Origin of the sequence: Pseudomonas sp. MEJ108 (assembly GCF_030208985.1) — a bacterium.
GTDB classification, from domain to species: Bacteria; Pseudomonadota; Gammaproteobacteria; order Pseudomonadales; family Pseudomonadaceae; genus Aquipseudomonas; species Aquipseudomonas fragariae.
In genome coordinates, this window is sequence record NZ_JARVSW010000070.1 from 14,891 (window position 1) to 30,788 (window position 15,898).

Below are 15,898 nucleotides of genomic sequence, written 5' to 3' on the forward strand. Positions count from 1 at the left end.
CGGGTTTCAGCAATCGATCATCTGATGCCTACGCCAAGGCTGGAGTTGTGGCTCTTCAGTTTGAAGTTGCCGCCAGTGACCATGTTTTTCACGTAATACCAGTTCCATCCGCCGATGCCGGCGCTTGAGACAGTCGACGACCAATAGTTGCCGTTGCCCATCGGCCAGCGATTGCCATACAGGGCGTGGATATCCACCAGCTCGTGAATGGTTGGAATCCTCGCGCCGTTGTTGCCCGCGTTTTTGCTGATCTGAGAAAAGCTGCCGCTGCCCAGGCCGATGCAATGGATGACGCCGGTGACGGTGACCGTGTACTGCTTGCTCGCGCCCAGCGCATCGGTCGCAGTAATGATGGCCGTGCCTTTGCCTCGAACCGAGGTCAGGCCGTTGCTGTCCACTTTCGCGACCAGCGGGTCGCTCGAGGTGTACTGATAGGGGGCCTGTCCGCCACTGGCCTGACGCTGAACGGTGGTGTCGGCCGGGAAGTTCGGCAGCAGGTCCGGCGAGCCCGGAAGCAGATACACCTTGCCAGCCAGCGTGACCGGCGAAGTGTCCAGCACCAGCGCGGGCTGCGCCGCCAGAATCTGCAGGGCCAGCGTGCCGGATACCTGCACCAGACCGTTGACGCGATTGACGACATAGGAAATCGCCACCGTCTGCCCGGCGTTTGCCGTCACCAGCGCCGCAGCAAACACTACCTCCAGCGTCTTGCCCGCGTCTGCGTCGGTCAGGGTCTTTTCCCGGGTGTCATTGCCGTTGGGCCCTTGCCACTGTGCGATCACCTGGTCGCCGGCTTGCAGATTGGCGGTGGCGTCGATCACCACGGTTGCGCCGGATGAAGCGTTGGCCGGGTCGAGCGTGGTGCCGGTGGCTTCTTTTAGGGTGGGGGTGGGGAGGGGCAGTGCCACCATCTCACGGATAGTAATTGCCAATCTCTGCGATTCAGCAATTCTGTCTCCATGTTGCGCCGTATACCAGACCTGTACCTGCCCGTTTAGATTGGCATCGATGTACCGTTTGGGAATGCGGAATACGGTTTCCCTGTTGACGGTTCCTGTATTGATAACGGTGTATGTGCTGTAGGTGCCCCCTGCATCACCGCCTTCCCAGTGAATGGTGACTTTGTCTCCCTCAGCCATTGCGCGATAAGGCAACACGCGAACAATGGCTTCGAGTGGTATATCGGCCGGGTCGAGAATGCCGTCCGCACTCAGCTTGTCTACGGCAGGAGCTTCCAGCGGACTGCTGTTATCCACGTCCACGAGCAACCGTAGTATGGGCGATTTGAAGAACGCTCTCGCGTAGGTGGTTACGGTGTAGTAAACCTCAAGTGAACCGCCTGCCAATGCACTCACCTTTTCATCCGGGATCAAATACTCGATGCCCTTGCCGATATCATCAGCATTCAGGTTTTTAACCTCCTGATGCATGACCGTCTCACCGTTGGCAGCCTTGCCAATCCATACCAGATTGATGTCGTGGCCGTCCGCCATAAAGTAATAAGGCGGCACCTGAGTGATCACATTGTGACTATCAGGGTTCAGAATTCCATTGGTGACGCCTTGGACATGTGGCAATGACAGTTGCTGCGGTTGACCGAGTACTGCGAGAGTCAGACTCTTTGAACGCAATGCCTCGCCAGTGCCTTTGATCACTGTGTATTTCAAACGTGCCCGGCCCTGTGCGATGGGATGGAACTGTTCATTGGGGATGAGAAACTCCACGAAGCTGCCAGGTATCTGAACCACTTTTGATGCGGTGAAGGACTCCAGCTGAATGCCTTCTGCAGTGTTACGCTCCATCACGAAGTTTATGATGTCACCAGTGGCGATACTGGCATGTGACAGCACGAGCGCTTGAACATCTGCGCCGGCCAGCTTATCGAGATCAAGCTCCATGTTGGGCGCCTGTGGGGCGATAGGGGCCTGCAGGCTGGAGTTGCCAGCCTCGACTGCAACATAGGCTGGGAAAGAGAAGCGTGACCAGTTATTGACGATATCCCTGACATCGTACCGGACAACAATATTTTCCGAGTCCCCTGCTTCGATAATAATCTGCTTGTCGATACTCACAGTGACCGGTTTACCAAGCTGGTCTGCTGTCAGAGGAGGGTGTTCGACTCTGATGCCGTGCCAATAGATGAAAATCGAATCCCCTGCAGCCATATTTTCGTAAGCGTCGAGGGTAACGCTTACCCCCTCAGGTGAGGTGATCACGCCAGACGGGTTGACGGTCGGGATGTCGAGCTTTTCATTTTCGTAGGGTGTGGCTGGGTCGGGATCCCGACCACCGGGGATTTCCAGTTTGACGACTATTTTGTTAACAGGCGAATGTTCCTGGATATTGGAGGGGAACGGTGTATAGAGATAGTTGACATCAGTAAGGCCTGACTGGACCCAGCGGGTATCCACATACAATGAAAAAAAGCCATTGGTGTTCGGTGAGTCTGAAGAGTGTGTGTAGGTATCAATAACCTCATTGTGTGTGCCCCAGAACAGGTCGATCCGATCTTTTGGCTTGAGGTTGATAGGGCCGATCAGTATTTCTATCGGCTTGGCGGGGTCTGCTACGTCAACATCGCCAATGCCTTGAGGGTTATAGCTCAAGGGCAGTGGAACAGGCAGTGCAGGTGAAGTCTGTAGTGAGTTCATGGATGTTCTCTTTTTCTTGTTTAAAGATAAATGGCGAAGTTCAGGCGAGGTCAAATTCTGCAGAGTCCACCGACACGCATATCGACGTAGGCGCTGGCGCGTTTCGAGTTACCTTGGCCCATACTGCTTCTTACCTGGAAGCTGATCTCGGCATGCCCGTAACAGTGCTGGTTCAATACAGTGCGGGGCACCAGAATATTAACGCCGTTCTGGACTTCTTCCTGAGTGAGGGCCGGTGACGTGACTGACCATTCGAATTTTTTATCATCGCCCACCAGTTCGTTGTAGGCTTCATAGGTGAAGACAATGACGTGTCCTGGGGCCATATTTAAATAGGGTTGGATAAAAATGGGGGCGCCTTGCGCACTGTTTTCAAAAGTGAGCGTGCCGTTGGCAGACAGCGACATAAATTGCGGCGCTTCTGGTCCGTCCGGGCCACCCGGTAATTCATTTTTTGAACGCACGATCAAGCCCTGCTCTGATGACGTGGAGAGATTGGGATTACCCTCGGTTTTGACGGTGTAATAAACTCTGATGTCGTTACCTGTGCCCACGGCGGTGAACTTACTGTTCAGTGCAGTGAGCAACAGCGTACGGCCGGCGACGACGTCGCTGTTGGTGAGCGTGTAGGGTTGTTCCAATACTTCTTGGCCGCCCCAAAAGACCGTCAAGATCTGATTGGCCTTAAAGAGAGGGTTCCAGTTAATCAAGACGGTGGCGTCAAGTTCAAAGTCGTTCTCATCAATAAAGTTGTCTTCGTTGCTGGGCGTGCTGCTGCTACCTTTGATCGTCGGTTTGTCGAGAACGCCGGGCACGGGCAGCTCGATGTTGACAAGCACCTCAAGAGGGTCTGAAGTACCGGTAACCTGTCCATTTCTAATGACGTCATACTTGATATCGCGCAGACCATTCTGAGCCTGTTCAATGATCAGGTACGGAACATCAAAAAACAGAATGAAAGGCTCGTCCAGGTCTTCCACGGCAATAGAAGCAGGCCCTAACTCTTCAGAACCCCAGTGCAGGAGAATCTGATCGCCTTCCATCAAAAAAGACGAGAAAGGAATTTTCACTTCGACGCTGGCCATGGCCTCTGCGTAATCAATCACGCCGTCGTTATTATCGATAACCGGAGCAGGCAGTCCTGGTGTCACGTCGGTCAGAAACAGAGGGATGGTAATCTTCTGAGACTCGGCAGACGTGTTTCCGGCCCGGTCTGTCACCGTGTAATAGGTTGCGCCTGCAGGGCTGCCGAGAGCAGTAAGAAACTCTTGGGTAAACAGGATTTCGATCGCTTGACTTTCATCTTCCAGGCCGTTCAGTTCAAGCTCTGGACCGGGCACGTTTCCCCAATAGGTTTTGATAACGTCGCCGCGATTCAGTCCCGAATACCCGAAAATGCTACCGGTCAATACACCGCCCATGGACTGAAGCTCTTCAAGTGTCAGACCATCTTTGGCCCCGGCTGGAAAATCCATATAACCCAGTTGATGGGCGCCCGGAGCGGTGCGGTCGACAATAATCGTTTTGATTTGGGACGATTGCTCGGTACCACTGGGATAACCGATCGTCAAGTAGTCAAGTTTGTACGCGCCATCGTCTTTCAGTTCGGTGTCGACGGGGATGGTCAAGCGTAGTAACGTTCCGACCGGTGGAAGAGGTACCAGTTGACCTGCTAAACCAACTTTATCGCCATTCAATTGCAACTGGTAAGAGTCTTGAAGCCTGGCACCTTCCCAGACCGGAAATTCGACGATGATGTCATTGACAAGGTCGGCAGTTTTTATAAGTCCGTCCGCTTCATCGGCGACAGGAACAAACGGTGGTATGAGCGTCAGTTCTTGATTGGGGCTGCGTGTGTAAAAATTGTTTTTTTGACGCATGTCGAAATTCCTCTATTTGATTTTTATTGACGAGCAGGAGTGTCCTGACGCCGTCAGTCGATAACGATAATTCCAAGGGCGCTTGGCCGTCAGAGAGAAGTTCTTGGCTTCATCTGGATTTTTAAGTAATAGACTTTTTGAGCAGCTGTCAATGCTCTTTAGGTAAATATTTTTATTGGGGTAGGCTAGCTGTCCAATCCGGTGAGCTTAATGTTTTGTGGGAAAGGTACTACTAAAATTTCGGAATTGGATTACTTGTTTGTTAGTGGAAATTAATTGTATCCGCTAGCGTTGCAGCCACAATAAAACTCCTATGAATGTTGAGGGTTTCTTATTGTGGCTGAGTGTTTTATTGGGAAGTGTGGGCTTTACAGGGCAGGGCTGGGCGCTATTGCGTGCCTCGCATCGACTCACGTGATGGCTGACTCTCCGCTTAGGGAGATTGTCAGCGACCGGACAGAGTATGTGGATGCGGCCAGCGCATTTCATAATTACTCTGTATACGGTACTGGATACCTTCATTCCGATGGGGCTGCGATCAAACGTATCTCTTCTTATGGCGGAAGGACCGAATTAACGGGCAATACCCTGGTCAAGGATGGAATGTTGTCTGACGGCGACGCTCGAGTTTCAGTTAAAGACTCCACCATCCTCAGCGATAGCACGATAGCGCTCGTGGTGCAGGGCAACTCGAACATGACACTTGAACACAGTGTCGTTGAGGGAAAAGGGGGCGGCATCACCGTTGCCGAGGACGCCTTCGCCCTGATCAGCAATACACAGGTCGGCTCGCTGCAGGGTGAAGTTGGTAGACACACTGGCTGGGGCGTTGGCATTTTTGGCGCTCGCGCTGACATCACTTCCCGAAGCTACATAAAAGGCTTGTCTCACGGGGTATGGTTCACTCATCCACGCCTCACAGTGGGTGATGGAACGCAGTTCAATTACGGTCAACTGAGCATCGACAACTCTACCGTCGAAGGGCTGACAGGAGCCGCCATAAGGGTGGAAGGGCGTGAGGGTATAAGCCACCTTGCGGATATTGAGATCAAGAACAACACCCTCCTGCTGTCCGGCAATGGCATGCTTCTTGAGGTTCTGAACCAGAGCACCGCCAACTTCAACGTCGACAACAGTACCCTCAATGGCAACCTTGTCGCCGATGACACCAGCACCCTGAACATCACGCTGCAAAACGGCGCGCAATTGAACGGCGACATCGTCAATGGCAACCGTCTGGCGATTACCTCGGGCAGTCACTGGCAGATGCAGGGCGACAATGCCGTCAGGTCGCTTTCCCTGCACGGGGGCAGGGTTTCGTTTGCTGGCGAAGGGTTTCATACCCTTTCGCTGAATGAGTTGTCAGGGGGTGGCACGTTCGGCTTGCGCGTGGATCTGGACAACGGCGTCGGAGACCTCATTGACGTCAACGGCCAGGCCAGTGGGCAGTTCGGCTTGCGCGTGCGCAACACGGGGGAGGAGGTTGTGTCTGCCGACATGGCACCGCTCAAGGTGGTGCATACCGAAGGTGGCGACGCGCAATTCAGCCTGCTGGGCGGGCGGGTTGACCTGGGGGCCTATTCGTATTTGCTGGAGCAGCAGGGCAATGACTGGTTCATCGTCGGTAAAGACAAGGTCATAAGCCCTTCGACCCAGAGCGCGCTTGCCCTTTACAGCGCGGCACCTGCGATCTGGATGAGTGAGCTCTCTACCTTGCGTTCGCGCATGGGTGAGGTTCGTGCAAGCGGCAGGGCGGGCGGCTGGATGCGTGCCTATGGCAACAGGCTGAATGCCACGACCAGTGACGGTGTCGACTACCGGCAGAAACAAAGTGGCCTGTCGCTGGGTGCCGATGCGCCCGTCGAGGTCAGCAATGGCCAGCTGGTGGTGGGTGTGCTGGGAGGGTACAGCACCTCCGATATCGATTTGAGCCGTGGCACCACGGGTAAAGTCGACAGCTACTATGCAGGCGCCTATGCCACCTGGCTGTCGGACGATGGCTACTACGTTGACGGCGTGCTCAAACTCAACCGCTTTCGCAACAAGGCAGATGTTGCCATGAGCGATGCAAGCAAGGCCAAGGGTGACTACACCAACAACGGGGTAGGGGGCTGGGTCGAGTTCGGCCGCCACATCAAACTGGCGGACGATTACTTTCTCGAACCGTTCGCTCAGTTGTCCAGTGTCGTCGTTCAGGGACAGGAGCTGCGCCTGGACAACGGCATGAAAGCGAAGAACGACCAGACCCAATCGGTATTGGGCAAGGTGGGCACCTCGCTGGGCCGCAGTGTTGCGCTCAAGGATGGCGGAGTATTGCAGCCTTATGTACGTGTCGCCATTGCACAGGAGTTTTCGCGCCGCAACGAGGTGAAAGCCAACGATGTGAAATTCGATAACAGCCTGTTCGGTTCGCGCGGCGAACTGGGAGCCGGGGTATCGGTGTCGCTGTCCGAGCGTCTGAAACTGCACGCGGACTTCGATTACATGAAAGGTCGGCATATCGAGCAACCCTGGGGAGCGAATGTGGGGCTGCGCCTGGCATTCTGATTCTTGAGGCCAGTGCCTGAGCAACACCAGAGCCCCCGGTAGTGATCACCGGGGGCTTTTCAGTTATTGATCGGTAAACCTGCGTTTGCGTTGTCTCTGTCGGGAGGTGACAGGCACCGCGTAGTTGACGTTTACCCGCAGCACTGGCGATGTGCCGATCCGTCGATGATCACGATAAAGCTCGTAATACAGGTCAACCAGACCGTACTGAACATAGGGCGTGAAAGTGTAGGAAATACACAGCACACGTATCACGCTGTTTTCGCCCACCCGATGGAAAAGCGTGGTCGATGACAGGTTTTTTCCCCAATAAAAACGGATTTCGTCACCCCAGCACATTTTGACTGACCCTGGGATATGAATGGTAATGCCCGCATGTGCCTGTTCGTGACTGATGGAATCAGGATCGATGTCAGGCAGCACAGGTGCTTTCAGCGTGTCGGAAATATCGGATGGAAGATGGAGGGGGCTCGCGTGTCGGTAGAGGCTCTGGTGGGGTGGGGCTTCTTGAACAGTGCTCGCGCTGTCGGGATTGTTTTGTTCTTTTTGGGTGCGCGCCGCTACATCCGTGGATTGTTCTTTATCCATCGTAAACTCTTTTATTGACATTAAGTTGAGTTGTTATGTGCGTGCCGGCAGTTGTCGGCAACGGAAATATTACAAGGCACATAAGTGTTCAGGTCAAGCGTCTGCGGATGTCAAAGCCAAGCCAGGGTTGTGTGAGGTTGTGCAGTTACATTTGGTATCATGTTCGTAGTGAATTATCGCTCGTTAGTGCCGGAGATGCTGTAAATAAAGGGTGTGGCTTGATGTGGGTGTTTTTCCAGGGGTTTTTATGCGTGAAATACCTGTAGGACATTAACTACAGATAAGTCTTACAAAAGGTAAAAAAGTAAGTTTTGACTAAATTCCCACTCCTGCGTAGGAATATTCACTCAACTTTATCATTAGGGTCTCGCACGCGTTAGCGTACGAGGCCGTCAAGGTTATGGGCAGAAATGTAGGCTGCTGTGCTTAAAACTGCATTGACAGGGTCACAGAGTGCGAGAGCAGTGAAACGTTGCCCGCACGGTCGATGACCTGATAGTTGATGGTAGCGTGTTGGCTGTCCAGACCAAGCAGGAATGCTTTGCTGAAAACGATCTGCATGGGAACGGTGGCAAGGTTTTCAGGCTCCACCACATGAACTGGGCCTTCTCTGTTATTGCAGAAGGTCTGGATGCAATCGCCGGCCTGCATGTCGGCGTAGCCGGGGAGCATGCCTTTCAGCGCTTCGCCGAAATTGACCTGATGGAAGATGATAGGCGCAAGCAGTGCTGCGCCTGGGGCGGTGCGGTCGATAATCAAGGAGGTAGACGGTGAATCCATTACAGTTTGGTTGATATTGTTCGTGGCCATACAGCGCAAGGTGTATGAACGCTCTTCTCTCAAGTACTTTTTGTCCAGCTCCAAGTGAACTACTTCGCCAGGCTTGTTATCGTGAGTCAGGATTTTTCGTTCCCCTACCAAATGACCGTCCAGGTTCAGTTGGATGTCATAGCCCGGACGCATCTCGCTCCAAAGAACAACCTCAACGCCTACCGGCCGGTTCAGGCTGTCAACTGGCATCATTCCATCAATATGGCTGGCTGCTGGAACACGTGGTGCGGAAAATTTATAGTACTGGGTGAAATCTTTCATTTTTTCTCTCCAATTAAAAAGCCAAACGCCACATGGCGTAGCTCTAAAGTTCTTACTCGGGTGATAGTCGGTGGTTGCAGGGGTAATAGATAACTACCGCATCACCTGAATTTCAACTAATCGGAGTATGCGTTCGCTGTCAATGGTCAGAACTACTGCATTGTTGTCATTGAAGATGCTAAGGAAATATCCTACACATTCTTCAGATGGCTTCTTAAGTTTTGTCAGATTTGAAGAGAGCGCTAACAGGGCACACTGTTAACACTCATAAAAAAGCCCCGACCAACCGAAGTTCGTCGAGGCTTGGTAAACAGCTTCAGGCCTTAGCGATTAAACCGCTCTACCAGCGAGTACTGTGAGTTGGCCGTGTCGGTCAGTTCGCCACTCAATACGGCAGAGCGACGCGCTTCGTCAGAGGTCTGGTCTGCCAGGCTGGCGATGGTGGCGATGTTGCGATTGATTTCCTCGGCCACGGCGCTTTGCTCTTCCGTGGCGGTGGCGATTTGCGTGGTCATGTCGGTAATATTGGCGACAGCCTCGCTGATGCCCACCAGCGCCTGATCTGCCTCCAGTACCCGGGCTACGCCTTCTTCGGCCTGACGGCGACCGGTGTCCATGGTGTGTACCGCGTCGGTTGCGGTCTGCTGCAGTTTGGCGATCAGGCCATGAATTTGCCCGGTGGACTCGGCGGTGCGTTGTGCCAGCTGGCGTACTTCATCTGCCACGACGGCAAAGCCGCGACCCATCTCACCGGCGCGCGCCGCTTCGATCGCGGCGTTGAGGGCCAGCAGGTTGGTCTGGTCGGCAATGCCTTTGATCACATCGACCACGCCACCGATTTCATCGCTGTCCTTGGCCAGGCGGGTCACGGTCAGGCCGGTTTCGCCCACCGAGGTGGACAGGCGCTGAATGGCTTCGCGGGTTTCACCGGCGATATCGCGCCCGCGACGCGTCAGTTCGTTGGCCTGCTGGGTGGCATCAGCGGCACGGTTAACGTGGCTGGCGACTTCCTGCGTGGTGGCGGCCATCTGGTTGATGGCGGCGGCAACCTGCTCGGTTTCCACACGCTGACGTTCCAGCCCGATCGAACTGGCATTGGCCAGCGAGTTGGACTGGCGGGCCTGACTGTTCAGGTGTTCGGCGGTGTCCTGCAAACGCGTCAGGCAGGTTTTCATGCGCGCTTCCTGGCTGAGGATCGACATTTCCAGGCGCGCTTGCGGGCCGCGGCTGTCGGTGTACATCTGCGCGATCAACGGGTCGGAAGTGGTCTGTTCGGCCAGACGCAACAAGCGTTTGGTGCCACGCTGCTGCCAGGAAAGCCCCAGCAAGCCCAGTGGTACCGACAGTGCCGCAGCCAGGGCAAACCCCCAGTGTGAATTGAGCCACACGCCGATCAGAAAGCTCAGCTGGCTGACCAGAATGAACGGCAACCAGTCCTGAAGTACCGGCAGCCACTTGTCGCGGCCTGGTACCGCGCTCTTGCCCTTGTTGAGCCGGGTATAAAGCGCCTCGGCACGGCGGACCTGTTCGGCGGTCGGCTTGATGCGCACCGACTCGAAACCCACTACCTGGCGGTTTTCCAGCACCGGCGTCACGTAGGCATTGACCCAATAATGATCGCCGTTCTTGCAGCGGTTCTTGACGATGCCCATCCACGGCTGCCCGGACTTGAGCGTGGTCCACATGTGCTCGAATACCGCAGGCGGTACATCCGGATGACGCACGGTGTTGTGCGCCGCACCCAGCAATTCAGCCTCGCTGTAACCACTGATGTCGACGAAGGCATCATTGCAATAGGTGATGGTGCCTCGGGTGTCGGTGGTGGAAATCAGTCGTTGTTCGGCAGGAAATGTCCGCTCATGTTGAGTGATGGGTTGGTTGTTGCGCATGGGATTTCGATCCTTCGATCCGGAAGACTATGGCGTGGTTATCGGCGGGCACGTCGATAAATTGAGCGGCGTGCGACAAGTGACTGGAGAGTCAGCCCTGTCGGGCCAGCATGGGGTAGGTGAACAGCCCGAAATGCACGAGGTTCAGGCCCAGGTGACTGATGACGGCGGCCTGCAGCCCGCCGAAACGAAATGCGAGGCCGTACCCCACGCCAGCCATGCCCGCCAATGCCACCCACTGCGGGCCGGCACCTGCGTGCGCAAGTCCGAACAGGCCGGCAGCGAGGGTGATTGATAATGCCGTCGCATACCTTGAGCCCTTGAACAGGCGCAGCAGGCCGCCTTGCAGATAAGCGCGGAAAAACAGCTCTTCGGTCAGGGTCACCAGCAACAGGTTGTTGAGCAGCCATATCAGGCCCTGGGCAGGCCATTTCGGTGTCCAGCCGACGACGTTTAGCATGACCGCGGCAGTCATGCAGAACGCCGAGGTCACAATCAGCGCCAGAACCCCGGTTTGCAGTGAATGGGCGACGTCAACCTTGGGCAGAATCCAGGGGCAGGCCAGTATCAGCCAGAAGCCGATCAGCGGCTTGTCCAGACTCAGGTCCATGGAGAACAGCGCGGCATCGGCACTGAATCGCGTTGCTTCGATGACGTTGGCGTTATTGAAGCCGGGCGCCAGGTGAAAGGCCAGCGCCAGACCGGTCACGATGAACAATCCGTGGCCACACAGGCGGATGGAGGAATAAGAGGATCGCGCCACGCACAACCAGGCAATGAACAATGCGCCAAAGCTTAGCGCCGCCGAAGGGTCAAGGTTACCGTGGAACAACGCCAGCGCGTAGCCGCTGCTCAGCAGGCAGAAAGTCAGCCAGTGCCTTGTGGTCATGAGTAAGTCCTGCCTTGAGAGCGGGGAATTCTATCCGGCGTTCAGCAGGGCAGGGGCGAGATTATAGAAATTTTCATGCTGGGGCCTGACCCTGAAGCAGGGTGCAGGCCCCATTCAGCGGGTATCAGGACGCGATCAGCTGGCGCAGCACGTAATGCAGAATGCCGCCCGACTTGAAGTACTCCACTTCGTTAAGCGTATCGATGCGGCACAGCACGTCGACGGTTTCCCTGCTGCCGTCTTCGCGTTCGATATGCAGGGTCAGGCTCATGCCCGGCTGCACGTCTGCGTTGGTCAGCCCGGTGATCTTCAGCGTCTCCTTGCCGGTCAGGCCGAGGGTCTTGCGCGTCTGGCCGTTCTTGAACTGCAAGGGCAGCACACCCATGCCCACCAGGTTCGAGCGGTGAATGCGCTCGAAGCTTTCGGCGATGACCGCCTTGACGCCCAGCAGGTTGGTACCTTTTGCAGCCCAGTCACGGCTGGAACCCGTGCCGTATTCCAGACCGGCAATGATCACCAGCGGCGTGCCTTCTGTCTGATAACGCATGGCCGCGTCGTAGATCGCCAGCTTCTCGCCGGAGGGCACATGCACCGTGTTGCCACCTTCTTCGCCGCCGAGCATTTCGTTGCGGATACGGATATTGGCAAAGGTCCCGCGCATCATCACTTCATGGTTGCCACGGCGCGAGCCGTACGAGTTGAAGTCCTGATACTTGACGCCTTTCTCCTGAAGGTAGCGCCCGGCAGGGCTGTCGGCCTTGATATTACCGGCAGGGGAGATGTGGTCGGTAGTCACCGAGTCGCCCAGCAGGGCCAGGATGCGCGCGTTTTCCACGTCTTCGATAACCGGCAGCGGACCGTCGATGCCGTCGAAGAATGGCGGGTGCTGAATGTAGGTGGAATCGTCCTGCCAGACGTAGGTGGCAGCTTGCGGCACCTCGATGGCTTGCCATTGTTCGTCGCCGGCAAACACTTCGGCGTATTCCTTGTGGAACATGCCGGTGTTGACGCTGGCCACGGCGTCGGCGATTTCCTGCTGACTCGGCCAGATATCACGCAGGTAAACCGGCTTGCCGTCAGCACCTTCGCCCAGCGGTTCGCTGCTGATGTCGATGCGCACCGAGCCTGCCAGTGCATAGGCAACTACCAGGGGGGGCGATGCCAGCCAGTTGGTCTTGACCAGCGGATGGACGCGGCCCTCGAAGTTACGGTTGCCCGACAGCACGGACGCAACGGTCAGGTCGGACTGCTGAATGGCTTTCTCGATAGGCTCCAGCAGCGGACCGGAGTTACCGATGCAGGTGGTGCAGCCGTAACCGACCAGATCGAAGCCCAGGGCGTCGAGGTATTGGGTCAGACCTGCTGCGTTGTAATAATCGGTCACCACCTTGGAACCGGGAGCCAGCGAGCTTTTCACCCACGGCTTGCGCTTCAGGCCTTTCTCGACGGCTTTTTTCGCGACCAGCCCGGCTGCCATCATGACGCTGGGGTTGGAGGTGTTGGTGCAGGACGTGATCGCCGCGATCACCACGGCGCCGTCTTTCAGATGATAGGTCTGGCCGTTGTATTCATATTGGCTTTCGCCACTGACCTGGGCCTCGTTGCCAACCGCGACACCGCCGCCGCCTTCACTCTCCAGGCGACCTTCATCGACCTTGGCAGGCTTGACCTGCAGACCGAGAAAATCGCTGAAGGCCTTGGACACATTTGGCAGTGCTACACGATCCTGAGGGCGCTTGGGGCCAGCAAGGCTGGCTTCGACCGTACTCAGGTCCAGTTCCAGGCTGTCGGTGAACACCGGTTCCTGGCCTGCCAGGCGCCACAGCCCCTGAGCCTTGCAATACGCTTCGACCAGCTTGACGGTTTCGTCGGGGCGACCTGACAGACGCAGGTAGTCCAGCGTTACATCATCGACCGGGAAGAAACCACAGGTCGCGCCATACTCGGGCGCCATGTTGGCAATGGTCGCGCGGTCGGCCAATGGCAAGTCAGCCAGGCCGTCGCCGTAGAACTCGACAAACTTGCCGACCACCCCTTTCTTGCGCAGCATCTGGGTGACGGTGAGCACCAGGTCGGTGGCGGTGATGCCTTCCTTCAGTTTGCCGGTCAGCCGGAAACCGATGACTTCCGGGATCAGCATCGACACCGGCTGGCCGAGCATCGCCGCTTCGGCTTCGATACCGCCCACGCCCCAGCCCAGCACGCCCAGGCCATTGATCATCGTGGTATGCGAGTCGGTACCGACCAGCGTGTCGGGGAACGCGTAGGTGCGGCCATCCTCTTCCTTGGTCCATACCGTGCGCCCCAGGTATTCGAGGTTCACCTGATGGCAAATGCCGGTGCCGGGCGGCACCACGCTGAAATTATCGAAAGCACTCTGGCCCCAGCGCAGGAACGCGTAGCGCTCACCGTTACGCTGCATCTCGATATCGACGTTCTCGCCGAAGGCTTCGGCGTTGCCAAACTTGTCGACCATCACCGAGTGGTCGATCACCAGGTCCACCGGGGAAAGGGGGTTGATCCGCTGCGGGTCGCCGCCGGCCTTGGCCACGGCCGCGCGCATGGCAGCCAGATCGACCACCGCCGGTACACCGGTGAAGTCCTGCATCAGGACGCGCGCAGGGCGGTATTGAATTTCCCGGTCCGAACGACGCTCGGTCAGCCAGTCGGCGAGGGCCTTGAGGTCGTTGCCGGTTACCGTCTTGTTGTCTTCCCAGCGCAGCAGGTTTTCCAGCAGCACCTTGAGTGACATGGGCAGCTTGTCCAGATCGCCCAGCGATCGGGCGGCTTCCGGCAGGCTGAAGTAGTGGTAGGTCTTGTTATCGATTTCGAGGGTTTTCAGGCTTTTCAGGCTATCGAGGGAGGGCATGAATGTCTCCTTTGAGGAATGTTCTCCGAACATCGGTTCACGGGCTCCATGTGCATCAGGTCGGGAGCGCCGCATCAGGCTTCAAGTTGTGTGGACTGTTCGGCCGCACCAGTGGTTCCTGGATTGGGCTATCATGCGCGGCTTTCAAGTCTGCGGGGTTACGCCCGAGTGCCCACTGCCCAGGAGTAACCCATGAATACACTGTTTATGCACTGCCGACCCGGTTTTGAGGGCGAAGTCTGCTCGGAAATAGCCGATCACGCCGCGCGCCTGGACGTGGCCGGGTATGCCAAGGCCCGTCCCGACACAGCTTGCGCCGAATTCATCTGCACCGAGGCGGATGGCGCCGAACGGCTGATGAGCGGTCAGCGCTTCGACAAGCTGATCTTTCCCCGGCAGTGGGCGAGGGGGCTGTTTCTCGAGTTGCCGGAAACCGATCGCATCAGCGTGATTCTCGCGCAGCTGGCGGCGTTCCCGATTTGCGGCAGTCTGTGGCTGGAGGTCGTGGATACCAACGACGGCAAGGAGCTGTCGAATTTCTGCAAGAAGTTCGAGGCGCCGCTGCGCAAGGCCCTGACTCAGGCAGGCAAACTGGTGGATGATCCGCGCAAGCCGCGTCTGCTGCTGACCTTCAAGAGTGGTCGCGAGGTGTTTCTCGGTCTGGCCGATGCGGACAACTCCGCCATGTGGCCGATGGGCATCCCGCGCCTCAAGTTTCCCCGCGAAGCGCCAAGCCGCTCGACCCTGAAGCTTGAAGAGGCCTGGCACCACTTCATTCCCAGAGACCAGTGGGACGAGCGCCTTTCCGGCGACATGACCAGCGTGGACCTGGGTGCCGCGCCGGGCGGCTGGACGTATCAACTGGTGCGCCGCGGCATGCTGGTGACCGCCATCGATAACGGGCCGATGGCGGAAAGCCTGATGGACACCGGGCTGGTGCAGCATCTGATGGCGGACGGTTTTACCTACAAGCCTCGACAGCCTGTGGACTGGATGGTCTGCGACATCGTCGAAAAGCCTGCGCGTAATGCAGCCCTGCTGGAAACCTGGCTGGGTGAAGGCCTGTGCCGCGAAGCGGTGGTCAACCTCAAGTTGCCTATGAAACAGCGCTACGCTGAAGTGCGCCGACTGCTCGACCGTATCGAAGAGGGCTTTCAGGCGCGAGGGGTGCGGGTGTCCATCGGCTGCAAACAGCTCTACCACGACCGCGAAGAAGTCACCTGCCACCTGCGCAGGCTGGACGTGGCCAAAGCGGCGAGGAAGTGATTCCTTACTCTCGTTTCGCACGCTCCAGTGACTATCGTGCCAATGCTCCGTGCAGGCATGGAGTTCTTGGTGCTCCGCGTCACAAATCGTCGATGCGAAACAATGTTATGCCTTACACGCAGTCGCGGCTACCGCAGTGCTTTTCAACCGCGATGGCACTGACGACGCAGAGTGCGGCGACCCCCGGATCAGTGACAGGGCGAAGGAACCCGACGAAGTCGGGCCGG

Annotated in this window: 9 protein-coding genes; 2 read left to right on the forward strand and 7 right to left on the reverse strand. The window is 56.7% G+C overall.

Translation table 11 applies throughout. From position 1 onward, the window contains the following. Positions 1–17: 17 nt before the first annotated feature. Complete coding sequence (locus QRN50_RS23505; protein ID WP_058823137.1) at positions 18–2,651, reverse strand: immunoglobulin-like domain-containing protein; 2,634 nt, start codon at positions 2,649–2,651, stop codon at positions 18–20. Between the two features lie 50 nt (positions 2,652–2,701). Next, the gene (locus QRN50_RS23510) at positions 2,702–4,531 is read right to left on the reverse strand and encodes a hypothetical protein (RefSeq protein ID WP_011268419.1); all 1,830 of its coding nucleotides are present in this window, start codon (positions 4,529–4,531) and stop codon (positions 2,702–2,704) included. 603 nt (positions 4,532–5,134) lie between these two features. Between QRN50_RS23510 and QRN50_RS23515 the strand changes: the two genes are divergently transcribed. Continuing rightward, complete coding sequence (locus QRN50_RS23515) at positions 5,135–7,078, forward strand: autotransporter outer membrane beta-barrel domain-containing protein (protein ID WP_192873923.1); 1,944 nt, start codon at positions 5,135–5,137, stop codon at positions 7,076–7,078. 63 nt (positions 7,079–7,141) lie between these two features. Here the strand turns inward: QRN50_RS23515 and QRN50_RS23520 are convergent, their stop codons facing one another. The 5 genes from QRN50_RS23520 to acnA form a co-directional block, all read right to left on the reverse strand. Next, positions 7,142–7,666 carry a hypothetical protein gene (locus QRN50_RS23520; RefSeq protein WP_024640083.1) on the reverse strand — a complete coding sequence of 175 codons (525 nt, stop codon included), beginning with the start codon at positions 7,664–7,666 and terminating at the stop codon, positions 7,142–7,144. A gap of 426 nt (positions 7,667–8,092) precedes the next feature. Continuing rightward, positions 8,093–8,758 (reverse strand): hypothetical protein, encoded by a 666-nt coding sequence (locus QRN50_RS23525; protein ID WP_069704312.1) that lies wholly within the window; start codon positions 8,756–8,758, stop codon positions 8,093–8,095. Positions 8,759–9,081: 323 nt separating this feature from the next. After that, positions 9,082–10,647 carry a methyl-accepting chemotaxis protein gene (locus QRN50_RS23530; protein WP_011268416.1) on the reverse strand — a complete coding sequence of 522 codons (1,566 nt, stop codon included), beginning with the start codon at positions 10,645–10,647 and terminating at the stop codon, positions 9,082–9,084. A 91-nt stretch (positions 10,648–10,738) separates the two neighbouring features. Then, entirely contained in the window at positions 10,739–11,536 is a 798-nt protein-coding gene (locus tag QRN50_RS23535; protein WP_024652081.1) for a CPBP family intramembrane glutamic endopeptidase, read from the reverse strand. A 124-nt stretch (positions 11,537–11,660) separates the two neighbouring features. Continuing rightward, positions 11,661–14,405: an aconitate hydratase AcnA gene (gene acnA, locus QRN50_RS23540; protein ID WP_096127471.1), complete on the reverse strand. Its 2,745-nt coding sequence runs from the start codon at positions 14,403–14,405 to the stop codon at positions 11,661–11,663. Positions 14,406–14,597: 192 nt separating this feature from the next. Between acnA and rlmM the strand changes: the two genes are divergently transcribed. Further along, complete coding sequence (gene rlmM, locus QRN50_RS23545; protein ID WP_096127472.1) at positions 14,598–15,671, forward strand: 23S rRNA (cytidine(2498)-2'-O)-methyltransferase RlmM; 1,074 nt, start codon at positions 14,598–14,600, stop codon at positions 15,669–15,671. Positions 15,672–15,898 lie beyond the last annotated feature (227 nt).